Raw genomic sequence first — 18,614 nt, 5'->3', positions numbered from 1 at the left:
GCAAGTACGAAGAAAAAGAATCTGGCCTTAAGCCGCTTCTTTTGCATCGCGTACAGCAGCCAGAGTGCGGACCAGTTTGCCAGCAGCGGCTTCTTTCATGGTCGACATCAGACGTGCCAGTGCTTCTTCGTAGGTCGGCAGAGTTGCCAGACGGTCAATATTAGCCGCCGTGATCAGCTCACCTTCAAAGGCTGCAGCTTTGACCTCAAATTTTGCATTCGCTTTCGCGAAATCTTTGAACAGACGAGCAGCAGCGCCCGGGTGTTCCATAGAATATGCAATCAGGGTCGGACCAACAAACGTGTCTTTCAGGCACTCGAACTGAGTACCTTCAACGACGCGGCGCAGCAGGGTGTTACGAACAACACGCATGTAAACGCCAGCTTCACGACCTGCTTTACGCAGTTCGGTCATTTTATCAACGGTAACGCCACGGGAATCCGCAACAACCGCTGAAAGCGCGCCTTTGGCTACTTCGCTGACTTCAGCAACAATCGCTTGTTTGTCTTGAAGATTTAATGCCATTAGCTTTTGCTCCTGGATTTGACCGGGGAAGGATTTCCCCGGAACTCACTTCACTTACTCACCCGAAGGGAAATAAGCGCTCGAACACGGTGAGCAGAATCCAGCTAAGAAAAAATTCTTTTGGTTCTGTCACCGTCTACGCAGGGAATTAAGCGAAATATCCGAAGATAAGCCGCTCCTGCGGTCTTGGACGGAGGCCAGGATAAGGCCTGGCTCCAACCTAAATTCTGTTTGATGCAGCAGGGTTCAAAGCGGGAAGGCGATAAACGCAGCGACCGGTTCTGACTCTCTGGTATCGGTTCTGTTATTAACAGAACAACGGGCGTAAGATTCTAGGTGAATTTTTCGCCCGTTTCAAGCAGCAATTAGTTTGCTGTTGCGTTCAGACCCGCCTGGTCAACGGCAACGCCGGCGCCCATGGTGGTTGAAAGGCTAACTTTCTTGATGTACACGCCTTTCGCCTGTGAAGGTTTCGCTTTTTTCAGCGCAACCAGCAGGGACTCCAGGTTTTCTTTCAGTTTGTCAGCGTCGAAGTCCACTTTACCGATGGTAGTGTGGATGATGCCGTTTTTGTCGTTACGATAACGAACCTGACCTGCTTTAGCGTTCTTAACCGCTTCAGCAACGTTAGGGGTTACAGTACCGACTTTCGGGTTTGGCATCAGGCCACGTGGACCCAGAACCTGGCCCAGTTGGCCAACAACGCGCATTGCATCCGGAGAAGCAATAACAACGTCAAAGTTCATTTCGCCTTTCTTGATCTGATCGGCCAGGTCTTCCATACCTACCAGCTCAGCGCCGGCTGCTTTAGCAGCTTCAGCGTTAGCGCCCTGGGCGAAGACAGCAACACGTACTGAACGACCAGTACCGTGTGGCAGAACGGTCGCGCCGCGCACGTTCTGATCAGATTTACGCGCGTCGATGCCGAGGTTTACAGCAACGTCAACGCTTTCAACGAACTTGGCAGTCGCCAGTTCTTTCAGCAGAGCGATCGCTTCAGCAATGTCGTACTGCTTGGTCGCGTCAACTTTGTCGCGAATTACGGTCATGCGCTTGGTCAGCTTAGCCATTTCTTAGTCCTCTACTACCAGGCCCATGGAACGAGCAGTACCTTCGATGGAGCGAGTCATCGCTTCAACGTCAGAACCAGTCATGTCCGCAGCTTTAGTTTCTGCGATTTCACGTACCTGAGCACGAGTCACTTTACCGACTTTATCTTTGTTCGGCTTACCAGAACCAGACTTGATGCCTGCTGCTTTTTTCAGCAGTACAGCAGCCGGAGGCGTTTTGGTAATGAAGGTAAAAGAACGGTCGCTGTATACAGTAATAACAACAGGAGTCGGCAGACCTTTCTCTAAAGATTCGGTCTTAGCGTTGAACGCTTTGCAGAATTCCATGATGTTAACACCCTGCTGACCCAGTGCTGGACCAACCGGTGGACTTGGGTTCGCCATACCAGCTGCAACCTGCAGCTTGACGTAGGCCTGGACTTTCTTAGCCATGATATTTCCTCAAATGGGTTATAGCGCCTGAAAAGGCTCCCCGTGATAACGATTCACACGCTGTTGTCAGCGCATAAAAACAAAAGGCGCGAAATTGTAGTTAAATTTCGCGCCTGCTGCAACAGCTAAATTGTGAGCGGAAAGAGGTTAACCTTTCTCCACCTGACCGAAGTCGAGTTCAACCGGTGTTGCACGACCAAAGATGGAGACGGACACCGTCAGACGGCTCTTCTCGTAATCCACATCTTCAACTACGCCGTTAAAGTCAGCAAACGGACCGTCGTTAACGCGAACCATTTCACCTGGCTCGAACAGCGTTTTCGGACGCGGCTTATCGCCGACCTGCTGCAGACGGTTCATGATCGCATCGACTTCTTTGTCGCTGATAGGTGCCGGACGGTCAGAGGTGCCGCCAATGAAACCCATCACGCGCGGAACGCTGCGAACCAGGTGCCAGCTGGCGTCATTCATGACCATCTGGACCAGAACGTAACCCGGGAAAAACTTGCGCTCGCTCTTACGACGCTGGCCACCGCGAATTTCAACGACTTCTTCAGTCGGAACCATGACGTCGCCAAACAGCTCTTCCATGTTGTGCAATTTGATATGCTCGCGCAGCGACTGTGCTACGCGGCCTTCAAAACCGGAAAACGCCTGTACGACGTACCAGCGTTTCTTTGGAGCTTCAGACATCTCAGAACCTCAGGCCAGTGATAAACGATACCAGACGGACCAGAATACCATCCAGCCCCCACAAAATCAGTGACATCACGGCGGTAACCGCGGCAACGATTAACGTGGTGTGCAGCGTCTCCTGGCGGGTTGGCCAGATAACCTTACGCATTTCGGTTCTTGCTTCACGAGCAAAAGCCACGGTTGCTTTGCCTTTGGTCGTTAAAAGCGCAATGCCGCCGGCCGCTGCAATCAGCACAACTACAGCTAATGCGCGCAGAGGCAGTGTCACATCACGATAGAGGTAGTTACCTACAATCGCTGCAAGTAGCAGTAACACGACTACTACCCACTTTACCGCTTCCAGGCCGCGCCCGCTCCCTTGAGCTTCGGTATTCGCACTCATAAACCAACCTGCCACAATAATTCAGAAACTATTCTGCCCCGCAGTGCGAGGCATCCAAACCGAATGAGCTTTTGGGGCGTAACTCGGTCTCCTACGCCGCATAACAGAGCCTGTCTCAGCAATGATTATGATCGAAAATCACTGATGAGCCAGGTTCTATGAAGCAGCGTGCAAAAAGGGCATCAAATGATGCCCTTTTCGTGTGCATTGCGTCAAACGTTATCGATAATTAAGCGATAACTTTAGCAACAACACCCGCACCAACGGTACGGCCACCTTCACGGATTGCGAAGCGCAGACCTTCGTCCATAGCGATTGGGTGGATCAGGGTAACAACCATTTTGATGTTGTCGCCTGGCATTACCATTTCCACGCCTTCTGGCAGCTCTACTGAGCCCGTTACGTCAGTAGTACGGAAGTAGAACTGTGGACGATAACCTTTGAAGAACGGAGTATGGCGGCCACCTTCGTCTTTAGACAGAACGTAAACTTCTGACTCGAACTGGGTGTGTGGCTTGATAGTACCTGGCTTAGCCAGAACCTGGCCACGCTGGATGTCTTCACGCTTGATACCGCGCAGCAGAACACCACAGTTTTCGCCTGCCTGACCCTGGTCCAGCAGCTTACGGAACATCTCAACACCGGTACAGGTTGATTTCGCAGTATCTTTGATACCCACGATTTCAACTTCGTCGCCGACTTTAACGATGCCGCGCTCAACACGACCGGTAACAACAGTACCACGGCCAGAGATTGAGAATACGTCTTCGATTGGCAGCAGGAACGGCATATCGATCGCACGGACTGGATCCGGGATGTAGTTATCCAGGTGTTCAGCCAGCTCGATGATTTTCGCTTCCCACTCCGCTTCGCCTTCCAGCGCTTTCAGCGCAGAACCACGAACGATTGGAGTGTCGTCGCCTGGGAAATCGTACTGTGACAGCAGGTCACGGACTTCCATCTCAACCAGCTCCAGCAGCTCTTCATCATCAACCATGTCGCACTTGTTCAGGAACACGATGATGTAAGGAACGCCAACCTGACGACCCAGCAGGATGTGCTCACGGGTCTGTGGCATCGGGCCATCAGTCGCAGCAACAACCAGGATCGCGCCGTCCATCTGCGCAGCACCGGTGATCATGTTTTTCACATAGTCGGCGTGGCCTGGGCAGTCAACGTGAGCATAGTGACGAGAAGCCGTCTCATACTCAACGTGTGCGGTGTTGATGGTGATACCACGCGCTTTTTCTTCAGGCGTGCTGTCGATTTGATCGAATGCACGCGCCTGGCCGCCATTAGTTTTAGCCAGAACGGTGGTGATAGCTGCAGTCAGGGTGGTTTTACCGTGGTCAACGTGACCGATGGTGCCCACGTTTACGTGCAGTTTGTTACGTTGAAATTGCTCTTTAGCCATCGCTTGTCCCTCTAAGACACGGATATATCAAAGATATCATCACATTAACCAGGCAATGCCTGACTGCAAGGAAGTTACAGAGAGAAAATCAGGAGGGAGATAAAGGAAGTGGTGCTGATACCCAGAGTCGAACTGGGGACCTCACCCTTACCAAGGGTGCGCTCTACCAACTGAGCCATATCAGCACATCTGGAGCGGGCAGCGGGAATCGAACCCGCATCATCAGCTTGGAAGGCTGAGGTAATAGCCATTATACGATGCCCGCATCCTGGAACTCGGCTACCTGTTCTTTCTGTAGCTTGTGAGTAACAGAGGATGTTCCCCTATTATTCACAGCCTGTCAGCGAAGCTGACCGACTTTGACTGCGCTAATGCCCAGCCTGAATTCAGGGTGAGATGTGACTCACCTGACAGATAAACAGGTTGTTTATCTGGTCTCAACCACAAGGCTGAGATGGTGGTGGGAGAAGGATTCGAACCTTCGAAGTCTGTGACGGCAGATTTACAGTCTGCTCCCTTTGGCCGCTCGGGAATCCCACCTACTTGATGGTGCCGGCTACCGGAATCGAACTGGTGACCTACTGATTACAAGTCAGTTGCTCTACCAACTGAGCTAAGCCGGCATCAAGTGACGCGCATTCTAGGAAGGTCGGCTTCAGGATGCAACAAAAAAATCGCTTAAATTGCGCTATCGCTTACTATTTGTGCAAATCATCGCAATTTGGCGCTTTTATGCAGAATTATTGTGCAATCCGGGGATATTTTGTCGGGTGTCAGACGGCCTGTGCGGCAGACTGACAGACGAATTGATTGGGCTGTTATGCTGGTCTGCACATCTCAGCAGCAAATTTATTTCGCGGTGACGGCGCTAAGTGATGCTTTTATCACCTCTCTGGTCATCAGCCCCTCTTCGTTACGGCAAAAACAAATCCCGTGAGGCTGATCGGGACCTGTTTCCGATATCACTACTCAGTGAGCTGTACGTTTACAGGCTGCATTGTGTTCGGTTAGAAGATAGAGGTAAGTCATGCCCTCTCTTTGAACGGCTAAGCCCACAGCAGCGGCTTTAAAAGCCGATGACGGGCAGGTCAGCCTTCGCACGCTATACTCATCAGGAACAGAGCGTAGAGCGTAAAGTCATCGGGTACAGCGGGTTAAGACGTTAACAGGATTGCAGCATTTTGTGGGCATGCCGACGAAAGCGAATGCTCATTTATCTTTTTACTTCTGTTGAAAGCTATACTGGTGATACCCTCCAGCCCATTGTTCTCAATGGTAAACCTGTGATCCGCGATTCAAATTTCTCATGTTGTCTAACCTATCCGGGCGACATTCTCCTGAAAGTTACGAATTTGCGGTCAGATGCATGCTTATGGATAAAACGACACCTTTGACGACGCCTTATCTGCAGTTCACTCGTGATCAGTGGGCTGCATTGCGCGATTCTGTCCCGATGACGCTGTCAGAAGAGGAGATCGCCCAGCTTGAGGGGATCAACGAAGACCTCTCGCTGGAAGAGGTCGCAGAGATTTATCTGCCGCTTTCGCGTCTGCTCAACTTTTATATCAGCTCGAATGTTCGTCGTCAGGCCGTTCTGGAACAGTTTCTCGGCACCAACGGGCAAAAGATACCTTATATCATCAGTATTGCTGGCAGCGTTGCCGTGGGGAAAAGCACCACCGCGCGTGTATTGCAGGCACTGCTGAGCCGCTGGCCCGAGCACCGTAAAGTTGAGCTGATCACGACAGATGGTTTTCTTCATCCCAATGCGGTGCTGAAAGAGCGGGGTCTGATGAAGAAGAAAGGCTTCCCGCAGTCTTATGATATGCATCGGCTGGTGAAGTTTGTTTCCGACCTGAAATCGGGTGCCAGTCAGGTTACCGCTCCGGTCTATTCGCACCTGATTTACGATGTGATCCCGGACGGTGATAAGGTCATTCAGCAACCCGATATTCTGATTCTTGAAGGGCTTAACGTATTACAGAGTGGGATGGATTATCCACACGATCCCCATCACGTCTTTGTTTCCGATTTTGTCGACTTCTCTATTTATGTCGATGCGGCAGAAGATCTCTTGCAGAGCTGGTATATCAACCGCTTCCTGAAATTCCGTCAGGGTGCGTTTACCAATCCCGACTCTTATTTCCATCATTATGCTCAGCTCTCTGAAGCGGAAGCGATTGAAATAGCAGGCAACTTGTGGAAAGAGATTAACTGGCTGAATCTGCAGGAAAATATCCTTCCTACTCGCGAAAGAGCCAGCCTGATTATGACCAAGAGTGCTAATCATGCGGTCGATAAGCTCCGGCTGCGAAAATAAACGACATCAATAAAAAAGCCTGCAATTATGCAGGCTCTTTTATATTCAGACTGGCCGAAGGGATATTTCTCCGCCTACCCAGGATTTTATTTCGCCATCCTGCTCTAATAACAGCCCTCCCTGACTATCCACACCACGAGCAATGCCGTGCACTTCACGTTCGCCAATAAGTAACTTCACCGGCCGGTTAATAAAATTATCCAGTGCGGCCCAGCGAGCAATAAAGGGCGTTAATCCTTCCTGTTCAAACACCGGCAGAGCATCACGTAAGCTGTTAATCAGACTGGCAGCCAGTTCATTGCGGTTAACCGTGACACCCGCTTCCTGCAGGTTGATCCAACCCTGATTGATCTGTGACGCATCCGCTGTTCGCATCGCCAGATTAATCCCGGCACCCATTACAATATGCGCTGCATCGCCGGTTTTACCGGTAAGTTCGACCAGGATACCCGCCAGTTTGCGATCTTTTAGGTAAATATCATTGGGCCATTTAACCCGGACATCGTCAGCACCCATCGCGCGTAATGTTTCAGCCATGACGATGCCGATAACCAGACTGAGCCCCATTGCCGCCGCAGGGCCCTGATCCAGACGCCAGTACATCGACATATAGAGGTTGGCGCCAAACGGTGAGAACCATTGGCGACCACGCCTTCCGCGTCCAGCCTGTTGGTACTCCGCAATACAGGCAGCGCCAGACTGAAGTTCATGCATCCGTTCCAGCAAATATTGATTCGTTGAGTCAATAACCGGTATCACTGAAATATTGCCCTGCTTAACCCGTGAAAGTATCGCCTGTTCGTCCAGCAACTGTATCGGCGCAGACAGGCTATACCCTTTTCCGGTGACGGTATAAACGTCGAGTCCCCAGCTTTTCAACGTCTGGATGTGCTTATTGATCGCGGCGCGGCTCATACCCAGCGTTTCACCTAGCTGTTCGCCTGAATGAAACTCGCCATCCGATAATATATCGACCAGCTTCAATGGAACGTTGTGGTCCTTCATGCGATCACCTCAACAGCATTACACTCACCCTGTGCCTGAATAAAACGGACTTCAGGCTCAAGCCAGACATCAAACTTTTCACCCACCCGGTTACGTACGGTACGGGCCAGCGCCACAATATCGTCAGGGGTCGCATCCTCAGCATTGATCAACACCAGAGCCTGCTGCTGATGCACGGCTGCGCCGCCCAGACGGAACCCCTTCAGCTGACACTGATCTATCAGCCAGCCTGCCGCCAGTTTGGTTTCGCCGTTCGTCAGTGGATAATTTGGCATCGACGGAAAGCGAGCCAGTAACTGGCTTGCCTGCGCCTGACTAATCACCGGGTTTTTGAAAAAGCTGCCTACATTACCGGTGACTTTAGGGTCGGGTAACTTGCTCTGACGCATCTCACAGACAGCATGATAGACATCCCAGGCGTTTGCGGTGACGGGATTCAGCGTTTTAAGATCGCCGTAGGTCAAAACCGGTTGCCACTGTTTTGGCAGGATCATTCCTACCGCTACAATCACATAGCCAGATTGGTAATGGTGTTTAAATATGCTGTCGCGATAACCAAACTCGCAGGCTTCACGATCGAGCCGCTCTGTCTGACCACTGTGCAAATTAAGCACATCGACATATTCGCAGACGTCTTTTAATTCAACACCATAAGCCCCGATATTCTGGATCGGCGCTGAGCCGACCATGCCAGGGATTAATGCCAGGTTTTCCAGGCCGGTAATGCCCTTTTCCAGCGTACTTTTCACCAGTTGATGCCAGTTCTCGCCCGCCCCAACGTGCAGTTTCCAGTGATCGAACTCATCCCGGATGCCAATGCCTTTAATGCGGTTCAGTACCACCGTGCCGGCGAAGTCTTCCAGGAACAGCACGTTGCTGCCCTCACCTAACACCATAAACGGCGTTTGTTGATGCTGGCTGGCCTGCCAGGCAGCCAGGATAGCAGCGGGAGTTTCCGCCACAATGCGTTGTTGCGTGTGGATGGCAAGCCCAAGCGTATTGTCGGCTTGTAATGAGGGATGTTGGCTGGACATTTGACGGCCTTAACTGATTAATCTGGCCGTAGTTTACCGTATCAGACGGGTGTTGCAGGGGGAATTTCAGGCTCTCAGCGAAAAATTCCGCTGATCTTCAGACGTAAAAAAGCCCCGCACTTCCGTGCGGGGCTTCTTCACTTATATGATGCCTGGCAGTTCCCTACTCTCGCATGGGGAGACCCCACACTACCATCGGCGCTACGGCGTTTCACTTCTGAGTTCGGCATGGGGTCAGGTGGGACCACCGCGCTACAGCCGCCAGGCAAATTCTTTTTGCATGAAACGAACCTTTTCCGCCCTGACCGCGCTGCCATCGCTCAGCCGCACCGGTCACATACTTCCGTATGCTCCCGCTGACGTCATCGCTCTGCGCCCTGTCACGCCGCAAAATCTTTCGTTTCCGCAAATAATTATCCGGAAAACAAGCTGAAAATCGTGTCTCTCAAAAACGCCTCTGGCGTTGTAAGGTTAAGCCTCACGGGTCATTAGTACCGGTTAGCTCAACGCATCGCTGCGCTTACACATCCGGCCTATCAACGTCGTCGTCTTCAACGTCCCTTCAGGACTCTCAAGGAGTCAGGGAGAACTCATCTCGGGGCAAGTTTCGTGCTTAGATGCTTTCAGCACTTATCTTTTCCGCACTTAGCTACCGGGCAATGCCATTGGCATGACAACCCGAACACCAGTGGTGCGTTCACTCCGGTCCTCTCGTACTAGGAGCAACCCCCCTCAATTCTCCAGCGCCCACGGCAGATAGGGACCGAACTGTCTCACGACGTTCTAAACCCAGCTCGCGTACCACTTTAAACGGCGAACAGCCGTACCCTTGGGACCTACTTCAGCCCCAGGATGTGATGAGCCGACATCGAGGTGCCAAACACCGCCGTCGATATGAACTCTTGGGCGGTATCAGCCTGTTATCCCCGGAGTACCTTTTATCCGTTGAGCGATGGCCCTTCCATTCAGAACCACCGGATCACTATGACCTGCTTTCGCACCTGCTCGAGCCGTCACTCTCGCAGTCAAGCCAGCTTATGCCATTGCACTAACCTCACGATGTCCGACCGTGATTAGCTGACCTTCGTGCTCCTCCGTTACGCTTTAGGAGGAGACCGCCCCAGTCAAACTACCCACCAGACACTGTCCGCACCCCGGATCACGGGGCCACGTTAGAACATCAAACATTAAAGGGTGGTATTTCAAGGTTGGCTCCACGCAGACTGGCGTCTGCGCTTCAAAGCCTCCCACCTATCCTACACATCAAGGCTCAATGTTCAGTGTCAAGCTGTAGTAAAGGTTCACGGGGTCTTTCCGTCTTGCCGCGGGTACACTGCATCTTCACAGCGAGTTCAATTTCACTGAGTCTCGGGTGGAGACAGCCTGGCCATCATTACGCCATTCGTGCAGGTCGGAACTTACCCGACAAGGAATTTCGCTACCTTAGGACCGTTATAGTTACGGCCGCCGTTTACCGGGGCTTCGATCAAGAGCTTCTCCTTACGGATAACCCCATCAATTAACCTTCCGGCACCGGGCAGGCGTCACACCGTATACGTCCACTTTCGTGTTTGCACAGTGCTGTGTTTTTAATAAACAGTTGCAGCCAGCTGGTATCTTCGACTGGCTTCGGCTCGGGGAGCGAGTCCCTCCACCTACGCGCCAGCGTGCCTTCTCCCGAAGTTACGGCACCATTTTGCCTAGTTCCTTCACCCGAGTTCTCTCAAGCGCCTTGGTATTCTCTACCTGACCACCTGTGTCGGTTTGGGGTACGATTTTGTGTTACCTGATGCTTAGAGGCTTTTCCTGGAAGCAGGGCATTTATCACTTCAGCACCGTAGTGCCTCGTCGTCACGCCTCAGTGTAAAGTGAACCGGATTTGCCTGGAACACACACCTACACGCTTAAACCGGGACAACCGTCGCCCGGCTGATATAGCCTTCTCCGTCCCCCCTTCGCAGTAACACCAAGTACAGGAATATTAACCTGTTTCCCATCGACTACGCCTTTCGGCCTCGCCTTAGGGGTCGACTCACCCTGCTCCGATTAACGTTGAACAGGAACCCTTGGTCTTCCGGCGAGCGGGCTTTTCACCCGCTTTATCGTTACTTATGTCAGCATTCGCACTTCTGATACCTCCAGCATGCCTCACAGCACACCTTCGACGGCTTACAGAACGCTCCCCTACCCAACAACGCCTAAGCGTCGCTGCCGCAGCTTCGGTGCATGGTTTAGCCCCGTTACATCTTCCGCGCAGGCCGACTCGACCAGTGAGCTATTACGCTTTCTTTAAATGATGGCTGCTTCTAAGCCAACATCCTGGCTGTCTGTGCCTTCCCACATCGTTTCCCACTTAACCATGACTTTGGGACCTTAGCTGGCGGTCTGGGTTGTTTCCCTCTTCACGACGGACGTTAGCACCCGCCGTGTGTCTCCCGTGATAACATTCTTCGGTATTCGCAGTTTGCATCGGGTTGGTAAGCCGGGATGGCCCCCTAGCCGAAACAGTGCTCTACCCCCGAAGATGAGTTCACGAGGCGCTACCTAAATAGCTTTCGGGGAGAACCAGCTATCTCCCGGTTTGATTGGCCTTTCACCCCCAGCCACAGGTCATCCGCTAATTTTTCAACATTAGTCGGTTCGGTCCTCCAGTTAGTGTTACCCAACCTTCAACCTGCCCATGGCTAGATCACCGGGTTTCGGGTCTATACCCTGCAACTTAACGCCCAGTTAAGACTCGGTTTCCCTGCGGCTCCCCTATACGGTTAACCTTGCTACAGAATATAAGTCGCTGACCCATTATACAAAAGGTACGCAGTCACCCCCATAAAGAAGGCTCCCACTGCTTGTACGTACACGGTTTCAGGTTCTGTTTCACTCCCCTCGCCGGGGTTCTTTTCGCCTTTCCCTCACGGTACTGGTTCACTATCGGTCAGTCAGGAGTATTTAGCCTTGGAGGATGGTCCCCCCATATTCAGACAGGATACCACGTGTCCCGCCTTACTCATCGAGCTCACAGCATGTGTGTTTTTGTGTACGGGAGTATCACCCTGTACCCTGCGACTTTCCAGACGCTTCCACTAACACACAAGCTGATTCAGGCTCTGGGCTGCTCCCCGTTCGCTCGCCGCTACTGGGGGAATCTCGGTTGATTTCTTTTCCTCGGGGTACTTAGATGTTTCAGTTCCCCCGGTTCGCCTTGCAGCACTATGTATTCATGCTGCAATGATGCACTGAGTGCACCGGGTTTCCCCATTCGGACATCGACGGCTGTAGCGGTTCATATCACCTTACCGTCGCTTTACGCAGATTAGCACGTCCTTCATCGCCTCTGACTGCCAGGGCATCCACCGTGTACGCTTAGTCGCTTAACCTCACAACCCACAGGCGTTTTTCAACGCTGCGTGCTGCAAGCATTTGAGAGACTCGAACATATCGTGTTTTTCATTCTTATTACGGAGAATGAAAACGACATGTCGTTTCAATTTTCAGCTTGTTCCGGATTGTTAAAGAGCAATATCTTAAACATGACTCGTAAGTCATCTTTAAGATATGTGGGCAACACCTTTCACCTGTCACCAAGCAAGTGGCGTCCCCTAGGGGATTCGAACCCCTGTTACCGCCGTGAAAGGGCGGTGTCCTGGGCCTCTAGACGAAGGGGACATTGAAGCCTGCTTCGCAAGACGCTTTGCTCATTACTTTTCTATCAGACAATCTGTGTGAGCACTACGCGGGAAGGTATCTTCAGGTAAGGAGGTGATCCAACCGCAGGTTCCCCTACGGTTACCTTGTTACGACTTCACCCCAGTCATGAATCACAAAGTGGTAAGCGCCCTCCCGAAGGTTAAGCTACCTACTTCTTTTGCAACCCACTCCCATGGTGTGACGGGCGGTGTGTACAAGGCCCGGGAACGTATTCACCGTGGCATTCTGATCCACGATTACTAGCGATTCCGACTTCACGGAGTCGAGTTGCAGACTCCGATCCGGACTACGACGCACTTTGTGAGGTCCGCTTGCTCTCGCGAGGTCGCTTCTCTTTGTATGCGCCATTGTAGCACGTGTGTAGCCCTACTCGTAAGGGCCATGATGACTTGACGTCATCCCCACCTTCCTCCGGTTTATCACCGGCAGTCTCCTTTGAGTTCCCGACCGAATCGCTGGCAACAAAGGATAAGGGTTGCGCTCGTTGCGGGACTTAACCCAACATTTCACAACACGAGCTGACGACAGCCATGCAGCACCTGTCTCAGCGTTCCCGAAGGCACCAATCCATCTCTGGAAAGTTCGCTGGATGTCAAGAGTAGGTAAGGTTCTTCGCGTTGCATCGAATTAAACCACATGCTCCACCGCTTGTGCGGGCCCCCGTCAATTCATTTGAGTTTTAACCTTGCGGCCGTACTCCCCAGGCGGTCGACTTAACGCGTTAGCTCCGGAAGCCACTCCTCAAGGGAACAACCTCCAAGTCGACATCGTTTACGGCGTGGACTACCAGGGTATCTAATCCTGTTTGCTCCCCACGCTTTCGCACCTGAGCGTCAGTCTTTGTCCAGGGGGCCGCCTTCGCCACCGGTATTCCTCCAGATCTCTACGCATTTCACCGCTACACCTGGAATTCTACCCCCCTCTACAAGACTCAAGCCTGCCAGTTTCAAATGCAGTTCCCAGGTTAAGCCCGGGGATTTCACATCTGACTTAACAGACCGCCTGCGTGCGCTTTACGCCCAGTAATTCCGATTAACGCTTGCACCCTCCGTATTACCGCGGCTGCTGGCACGGAGTTAGCCGGTGCTTCTTCTGCGGGTAACGTCAATCGACGCGGTTATTAACCACATCGCCTTCCTCCCCGCTGAAAGTACTTTACAACCCGAAGGCCTTCTTCATACACGCGGCATGGCTGCATCAGGCTTGCGCCCATTGTGCAATATTCCCCACTGCTGCCTCCCGTAGGAGTCTGGACCGTGTCTCAGTTCCAGTGTGGCTGGTCATCCTCTCAGACCAGCTAGGGATCGTCGCCTAGGTGGGCCATTACCCCGCCTACTAGCTAATCCCATCTGGGTTCATCCGATAGTGAGAGGCCCGAAGGTCCCCCTCTTTGGTCTTGCGACGTTATGCGGTATTAGCCACCGTTTCCAGTGGTTATCCCCCTCTATCGGGCAGATCCCCAGACATTACTCACCCGTCCGCCACTCGTCACCCAAGGAGCAAGCTCCTCTGTGCTACCGTCCGACTTGCATGTGTTAGGCCTGCCGCCAGCGTTCAATCTGAGCCATGATCAAACTCTTCAATTTAAGTTTGATTTGCTTAAACAAGTTAAGCGGTGCTCATCTGTAAAACGTCATAATGAATTTCATTATGTGTTCACTCGTGAGGCTTGATATTTTTTACGTCCGGAGACGCTGATATCAATCCTGCGAGTGCCCACACAGATTGTCTGATAAATTGTTAAAGAGCGGTGCGAGCAGCGGGTTAACCGTCTGTCGCGAGGTGGCGTATATTACGCTTTCCTCCTTCAGAGTCAACCTCTTTTTCAGAAGTTTTCTCCGGCGGCGCAGTCTCCTGTGCCTCTCAACCCGGCGGCCTGTAAGCCGTTGTTCCGTGTCGATGGAGGCGCATTATAGGGAGTTCGCGCGGGCTGACAAGCGTTTATTGCAAAAAGATTATCGTTCGAAGTAATTTTCATCAAATCGCGTTATTTCGCTACAATTTGCCTGGTAACTGTGCAAAATCATTGGCAAAACGGCTGACCTGTTGCCAATCGGTGTACTCCACTTCTTTAGTAGAATCGGTCTCGCCACCGGTCATTCGCATGATCAACTGAATCATGACGCGGTCAAACCAGCGATAACGCGGATAATAGAGCGCGCCCGCAAATACCGCACAGCAATCTGGCTGCCACGGCGACTGTGTTAAGAACTTCTGGGTATAGGCATTGGTTTCCGGAGAACGCTTCTCGGGTTTGCGCGCAGTCAGGTTCACAGAGAAGAAGCCACTGGTGCGCTGCTGCAATTCGTGCAGATGCTGCTTAACGAATTTGTCGACTACCGGCTGGAAGTGACCATAACGAATCGATGCGCCAATCAGCACCCGATCGTACTCTGCCCAGTCAGGTGTAGTGGCCTCCTGAATATTCAGCACATCACAGTTCTGCTGCTGACCGATCTGCTCAGCAATATAAGAGGCGATTTTTTGCGTTTGTCCGTCACGGGTCGAGTAGAGAATCAGCGCTTTCATTTCAGCATCCTTTTTTAATTACTCACGCCAGAAGGTCGGCGTGAACAGCACCAGCAAGGTAAAGACCTCGAGACGCCCGAATAGCATGGTGGAGATCAATATCCACTTCGCCACATCATTCATTGAGGTGAAGTTATCCGCGACCACACCCAGGCCGGGGCCGAGGTTATTGAGCGTGGCAGCGACAGCAGCAAAGGCCGAGAAGTCATCCACGCCGGTAGCGATAATGGCCAGCATACTGATCAGAAACACCAGCGCATAAGCGGAGAAGAATCCCCAGACCGCCTCAAGGATACGCTCCGGCAGCGCCCGGTTACCCAGCTTGATGGTGTAAACCGCATTCGGGTGGACCAGACGTTTAAGTTCCCGGTTCCCCTGCTTGCACAACAGCAGGATGCGGATCACCTTCAGGCCACCACCGGTTGAACCGGCACAGCCACCAATAAAGGCGGAGCAGAGCAGCAGCACCGGCAGGAACAGCGGCCAGCGTGCGATGCTGTCGGTGGTGAAACCGGCAGTGGTCGCCATGGAAACCACCTGGAAGAACGCCTGGTTCAGCGTCTGCCAGCCACTGGCGTAGACATTGTGGAACCAGAGCACCAGCGTGCAGATCAACACCAGCGTCAGCTGGACGCCGATAAACATCCGTAACTCCGGGTCACGCCAGTAGACGCGCAGATTACGGCCACTCAGCATGGCAAAGTGCAGACCGTAGTTACAGCCGGAGATCAGCAGAAACACCGCTACGATGGTATTAATGGTGCCGCTATTAAAGTAGCCGATACTGGCATCGTGAGTGGAAAAGCCTCCGATAGCGATAGTCGAGAAGCTGTGCCCTATCGCGTCAAAGGCTGGCATCCCCGCCAGCCACAAGGCCAGCGCACAGGCCACCGTGAGCAGAACGTAGATCAACCACAGGGTCTTGGCTGTTTCGGCAATGCGCGGCCGCATTTTGTTATCTTTCAGCGGTCCCGGCATCTCCGCGCGATAAAGCTGCATTCCTCCGACACCCAGTATCGGTAATATCGCTACCGCTAATACGATAATCCCCATACCGCCGAGCCACTGCAGCATCTGCCGATAGAACAGAATCGCCTTTGGCAGCGAATCGAGTCCGACCAGCGTTGTTGCGCCGGTGGTCGTCAGGCCAGAGAACGATTCGAAGAATGCGTCAGTTACCGACAGGTGCGGCTGTTCAGCAAAGATAAACGGCATCGCCCCCACGCTGCCCAGCACCGTCCAGAACAGCACCACAATCAAAAATCCTTCGCGTGGCTTGAGTTCGGTCTTCTGTTTGCGGTTTGGCCACCACAGCAGCGAGCCGATCACCAGCGCCATCATAAAGGTCTGGCTAAAGGCCCGACCGGCACCGTCACGATAAATTAATGCGACCAGGCCGGGCAAAATCATCGTCACTGAAAAGAGGATCACCAGCAGACCGACTATGCGGGTAATGGCGCGAAAGTGCATTCAGCCGTTCCTTTAAATAAAAGAGAAGAACATCAAGGTGTGAGCGGGATAAGCGATAACGCGCCCCGACTAAAGTCTGACAGATTTTGCTGGAATCCGTCGATTTGTCCATAAGGCAGAGCCAGCGTCAGTACGATGCGGTCCTGGTACTGGCTGTCAGTGACTTTGCCTTCGACGCGCTGCACCAGCCGTTCGATATCGCTGAGCTGCGCATAGTCGCATTGCAACGTAAACTGTTTCATCGGCACTTTACGCTGTCGCGGCAGTTGCCTGAGGCCCTGCTGCACGCCGCCACCATATGCTTTCACTAATCCGCCCGTGCCCAGCATGATGCCTCCGTAATAGCGCACCACCACCGCGGTAATTTCACCGATACCGGCCCCCATCAACTGCGCCAGCATCGGTTTGCCTGCAGTACCCGACGGCTCACCATCGTCAGAGAAACCCAGCTGTTGTGAATCATCTGGCGCACCGGCCACCCAGGCCCAGCAGTGATGCCGGGCAGCGGGATGCTCATTTTTTATCTGCTGGACAAACGCGCGCGCCGCCTCAACGCCGTCGGTGTGGGCCAGCAGCGTAATAAAGCGGCTCTTTTTGATGGTCTCCTCACTGAGGCTGACAGCCACAGCGGGAATATCAAAAGCGTCCATCAGGCCAGATGCAGGTCGCGGGTCATGTTCTCAACGCGATGCGCATGGATCACCACGTTATCCTCAATGCGAATCCCGCCGTAAGGCCTGAGCGCATCAATGGCCTGCCAGTTGAAATGCTGGCTGAAGCGGCCTTCACGCAGCGGCGCCAGCAGAGAATCAATAATATAGAAACCTGGCTCGATGGTTAATACCATGCCGGGCTGCAGCACGCGGGTGCAGCGCAGATAAGGATATTGCGCGGGCGCCGCAAGGTGGGTGCCCTGCTCATCCTGCATAAACCCGGCGACATCATGCACTTGCAGGCCGAGCGGGTGTCCTAATCCATGCGGCATGAACGGCCCGGTCAGATCTTCCGCCACCAGCGCCTCTTCGCTGATACCCTGCACCAGCTCGAACTTCAGCAGCATCTTAGCGATACGCTGATGCATCTGCAGATGATAATCGGTGTAACGCACGCCCGGCTTCAGCGTGGCGATCAGCGCCAGCTCTTCCGCATTCATCGCCTCGACCATCCGGGCATACAGCGAACCGCTCTGCGCCGCGTAGCTGCGGGTCAAATCCGCGGCATAGCCAAGATATTCGGCACCCGCATCAATTAAGAAGCTGTGGCGCTTTGCCGGCGGCTGATGATCCAGACGGGTGTAGTGCAGCACCGCCGCGTGTTCATTCAGCGCAATGATATTGCCGTAAGGCACGTCGGTATCGCGGTGGCCGGTAGCGGTCAGATAGGCCTGGTTGATATCAAATTCACTTAAACCGGCAGAGAAGGCCTCTTTGGCGGCGCGATGTCCGGCCACGGCCAGCTTCTGCGCCTGGCGCATACAGACCAGCTCATACTCGGTTTTGATGCTGCGATGGTAATGCAGGAAATCGATCACCGCTTTGGGATTGATATTGCCGGAGCTGATGCCAAGTTGCGCTGCCCGCGCATTTACCGGACCGATATAGGCGACATTCTCACGCTGAGCAGGTAGCAGCTGCGCAATCTGATCGGCATTTTTCAGGCCGATGACCTCAATATCTGCAGTCCAGAAACTTTCCGGCAGCGGCTCAACGTTGTGCCAGTAGTCCACCGGCGAGTAAAACCACAACTTCGGTTTATTTACGCCATCAACCCACAGCCAGCAGTTCGGCACCTGGGTCACCGGCACCCAGGCCTTAAACTGCGGATTGACCTTGAACGGATAGGTGTGATCATCCAGAAACACCGTCAACAACTCACCGGAATGGATCAACATCGCATCCAGTTTATTGTGTGCCAGCACCTGCTGCGCCCGTTGCTGCAACGTGGCGATATGCGCGTGATACAAGGTCTTCAGTGAATCCATTGACGTCTCTCCAGTGTCGCGAAATGGCCGCAGTTTAGCATACCCCTTAAT

13 protein-coding genes, 5 tRNA genes and 3 rRNA genes are annotated in these 18,614 nt (G+C 52.9%); 1 reads left to right on the top strand and 20 read right to left on the bottom strand.

Annotated elements, in window-relative coordinates:
* Positions 1 to 27 precede the first annotated feature (27 nt).
* From rplJ to ACX3P5_RS19845, 10 genes are all read right to left on the bottom strand, one after another.
* Positions 28 to 525 carry a 50S ribosomal protein L10 gene (gene rplJ / locus ACX3P5_RS19890; RefSeq protein WP_003848098.1) on the bottom strand — a complete coding sequence of 166 codons (498 nt, stop codon included), beginning with the start codon at positions 523 to 525 and terminating at the stop codon, positions 28 to 30.
* Between the two features lie 365 nt (positions 526 to 890).
* Positions 891 to 1,595 (bottom strand): 50S ribosomal protein L1, encoded by a 705-nt coding sequence (gene rplA / locus ACX3P5_RS19885; protein ID WP_031376914.1) that lies wholly within the window; start codon positions 1,593 to 1,595, stop codon positions 891 to 893.
* Between the two features lie 3 nt (positions 1,596 to 1,598).
* Complete coding sequence (rplK, locus tag ACX3P5_RS19880) at positions 1,599 to 2,027, bottom strand: 50S ribosomal protein L11 (protein ID WP_006121495.1); 429 nt, start codon at positions 2,025 to 2,027, stop codon at positions 1,599 to 1,601.
* Between the two features lie 147 nt (positions 2,028 to 2,174).
* Positions 2,175 to 2,720: a transcription termination/antitermination protein NusG gene (gene nusG / locus ACX3P5_RS19875; protein ID WP_003848088.1), complete on the bottom strand. Its 546-nt coding sequence runs from the start codon at positions 2,718 to 2,720 to the stop codon at positions 2,175 to 2,177.
* Between the two features lies 1 nt (position 2,721).
* The gene (secE, locus tag ACX3P5_RS19870; RefSeq protein ID WP_031376913.1) at positions 2,722 to 3,105 is read right to left on the bottom strand and encodes a preprotein translocase subunit SecE; all 384 of its coding nucleotides are present in this window, start codon (positions 3,103 to 3,105) and stop codon (positions 2,722 to 2,724) included.
* Between the two features lie 229 nt (positions 3,106 to 3,334).
* The gene (gene tuf, locus ACX3P5_RS19865) at positions 3,335 to 4,519 is read right to left on the bottom strand and encodes an elongation factor Tu (RefSeq protein ID WP_167429651.1); all 1,185 of its coding nucleotides are present in this window, start codon (positions 4,517 to 4,519) and stop codon (positions 3,335 to 3,337) included.
* A 109-nt stretch (positions 4,520 to 4,628) separates the two neighbouring features.
* A tRNA-Thr gene (locus tag ACX3P5_RS19860) sits at positions 4,629 to 4,704 on the bottom strand.
* Positions 4,705 to 4,709: 5 nt separating this feature from the next.
* Positions 4,710 to 4,784 (bottom strand) — tRNA-Gly (locus tag ACX3P5_RS19855).
* Positions 4,785 to 4,974: 190 nt separating this feature from the next.
* Positions 4,975 to 5,059, bottom strand: a tRNA-Tyr gene (locus tag ACX3P5_RS19850).
* A gap of 7 nt (positions 5,060 to 5,066) precedes the next feature.
* A tRNA-Thr gene (locus ACX3P5_RS19845) sits at positions 5,067 to 5,142 on the bottom strand.
* A gap of 749 nt (positions 5,143 to 5,891) precedes the next feature.
* Between ACX3P5_RS19845 and coaA the strand changes: the two genes are divergently transcribed.
* A complete protein-coding gene (gene coaA, locus ACX3P5_RS19840) occupies positions 5,892 to 6,839 on the top strand; it encodes a type I pantothenate kinase (RefSeq protein ID WP_233985611.1) in 948 nt (315 codons plus the stop codon).
* A 45-nt stretch (positions 6,840 to 6,884) separates the two neighbouring features.
* Here the strand turns inward: coaA and birA are convergent, their stop codons facing one another.
* From birA to pepQ, 10 genes are all read right to left on the bottom strand, one after another.
* Complete coding sequence (gene birA, locus ACX3P5_RS19835; protein ID WP_233985612.1) at positions 6,885 to 7,844, bottom strand: bifunctional biotin--[acetyl-CoA-carboxylase] ligase/biotin operon repressor BirA; 960 nt, start codon at positions 7,842 to 7,844, stop codon at positions 6,885 to 6,887.
* The gene (gene murB / locus ACX3P5_RS19830; protein ID WP_233985613.1) at positions 7,841 to 8,878 is read right to left on the bottom strand and encodes a UDP-N-acetylmuramate dehydrogenase; all 1,038 of its coding nucleotides are present in this window, start codon (positions 8,876 to 8,878) and stop codon (positions 7,841 to 7,843) included. The genes birA and murB overlap by 4 nt, the downstream gene beginning before the upstream one ends.
* A gap of 150 nt (positions 8,879 to 9,028) precedes the next feature.
* Positions 9,029 to 9,144 (bottom strand): 5S ribosomal RNA (gene rrf / locus ACX3P5_RS19825).
* Between the two features lie 201 nt (positions 9,145 to 9,345).
* Positions 9,346 to 12,252 (bottom strand): 23S ribosomal RNA (locus tag ACX3P5_RS19820).
* A gap of 213 nt (positions 12,253 to 12,465) precedes the next feature.
* Positions 12,466 to 12,541: transfer RNA gene (locus ACX3P5_RS19815), tRNA-Glu, on the bottom strand.
* A gap of 86 nt (positions 12,542 to 12,627) precedes the next feature.
* Positions 12,628 to 14,169: ribosomal RNA gene (locus ACX3P5_RS19810) — 16S ribosomal RNA — on the bottom strand.
* Together the 16S, 23S and 5S rRNA genes with 1 tRNA gene alongside form the textbook arrangement of a ribosomal RNA operon.
* 409 nt (positions 14,170 to 14,578) lie before the next feature.
* Positions 14,579 to 15,112 (bottom strand): menaquinone-dependent protoporphyrinogen IX dehydrogenase, encoded by a 534-nt coding sequence (gene hemG, locus ACX3P5_RS19805; RefSeq protein ID WP_233985614.1) that lies wholly within the window; start codon positions 15,110 to 15,112, stop codon positions 14,579 to 14,581.
* An 18-nt stretch (positions 15,113 to 15,130) separates the two neighbouring features.
* Positions 15,131 to 16,582 carry a Trk system potassium transporter TrkH gene (trkH, locus tag ACX3P5_RS19800; RefSeq protein ID WP_094120821.1) on the bottom strand — a complete coding sequence of 484 codons (1,452 nt, stop codon included), beginning with the start codon at positions 16,580 to 16,582 and terminating at the stop codon, positions 15,131 to 15,133.
* 32 nt (positions 16,583 to 16,614) lie between these two features.
* Entirely contained in the window at positions 16,615 to 17,232 is a 618-nt protein-coding gene (locus ACX3P5_RS19795) for an IMPACT family protein (protein WP_458969160.1), read from the bottom strand.
* Positions 17,232 to 18,563 carry a Xaa-Pro dipeptidase gene (gene pepQ, locus ACX3P5_RS19790; RefSeq protein WP_458969159.1) on the bottom strand — a complete coding sequence of 444 codons (1,332 nt, stop codon included), beginning with the start codon at positions 18,561 to 18,563 and terminating at the stop codon, positions 17,232 to 17,234. Before pepQ ends, ACX3P5_RS19795 begins: the two co-directional genes overlap by 1 nt.
* Positions 18,564 to 18,614: the final 51 nt, after the last annotated feature.

Source organism: Pantoea sp. S-LA4 (genome assembly GCF_054482835.1).
The sequence above is the reverse complement of the archived record's forward strand: the minus strand, read 5'-3'. Positions and strand labels throughout refer to the sequence as shown.

What these genes read in the sequence shown, in the direction of transcription:
- birA (WP_233985612.1), bottom strand. Translation starts at nt 7,844, where the DNA reads ATGAAGGACCACAACGTTCCATTGAAGCTGGTCGATATATTATCGGAT.
- coaA (WP_233985611.1), top strand. Translation starts at nt 5,892, where the DNA reads ATGGATAAAACGACACCTTTGACGACGCCTTATCTGCAGTTCACTCGT.
- rplA (WP_031376914.1), bottom strand. Translation starts at nt 1,595, where the DNA reads ATGGCTAAGCTGACCAAGCGCATGACCGTAATTCGCGACAAAGTTGAC.
- ACX3P5_RS19795 (WP_458969160.1), bottom strand. Translation starts at nt 17,232, where the DNA reads ATGGACGCTTTTGATATTCCCGCTGTGGCTGTCAGCCTCAGTGAGGAG.
- secE (WP_031376913.1), bottom strand. Translation starts at nt 3,105, where the DNA reads ATGAGTGCGAATACCGAAGCTCAAGGGAGCGGGCGCGGCCTGGAAGCG.
- pepQ (WP_458969159.1), bottom strand. Translation starts at nt 18,563, where the DNA reads ATGGATTCACTGAAGACCTTGTATCACGCGCATATCGCCACGTTGCAG.
- tuf (WP_167429651.1), bottom strand. Translation starts at nt 4,519, where the DNA reads ATGGCTAAAGAGCAATTTCAACGTAACAAACTGCACGTAAACGTGGGC.
- murB (WP_233985613.1), bottom strand. Translation starts at nt 8,878, where the DNA reads ATGTCCAGCCAACATCCCTCATTACAAGCCGACAATACGCTTGGGCTT.
- trkH (WP_094120821.1), bottom strand. Translation starts at nt 16,582, where the DNA reads ATGCACTTTCGCGCCATTACCCGCATAGTCGGTCTGCTGGTGATCCTC.
- rplJ (WP_003848098.1), bottom strand. Translation starts at nt 525, where the DNA reads ATGGCATTAAATCTTCAAGACAAACAAGCGATTGTTGCTGAAGTCAGC.
- rplK (WP_006121495.1), bottom strand. Translation starts at nt 2,027, where the DNA reads ATGGCTAAGAAAGTCCAGGCCTACGTCAAGCTGCAGGTTGCAGCTGGT.
- hemG (WP_233985614.1), bottom strand. Translation starts at nt 15,112, where the DNA reads ATGAAAGCGCTGATTCTCTACTCGACCCGTGACGGACAAACGCAAAAA.
- nusG (WP_003848088.1), bottom strand. Translation starts at nt 2,720, where the DNA reads ATGTCTGAAGCTCCAAAGAAACGCTGGTACGTCGTACAGGCGTTTTCC.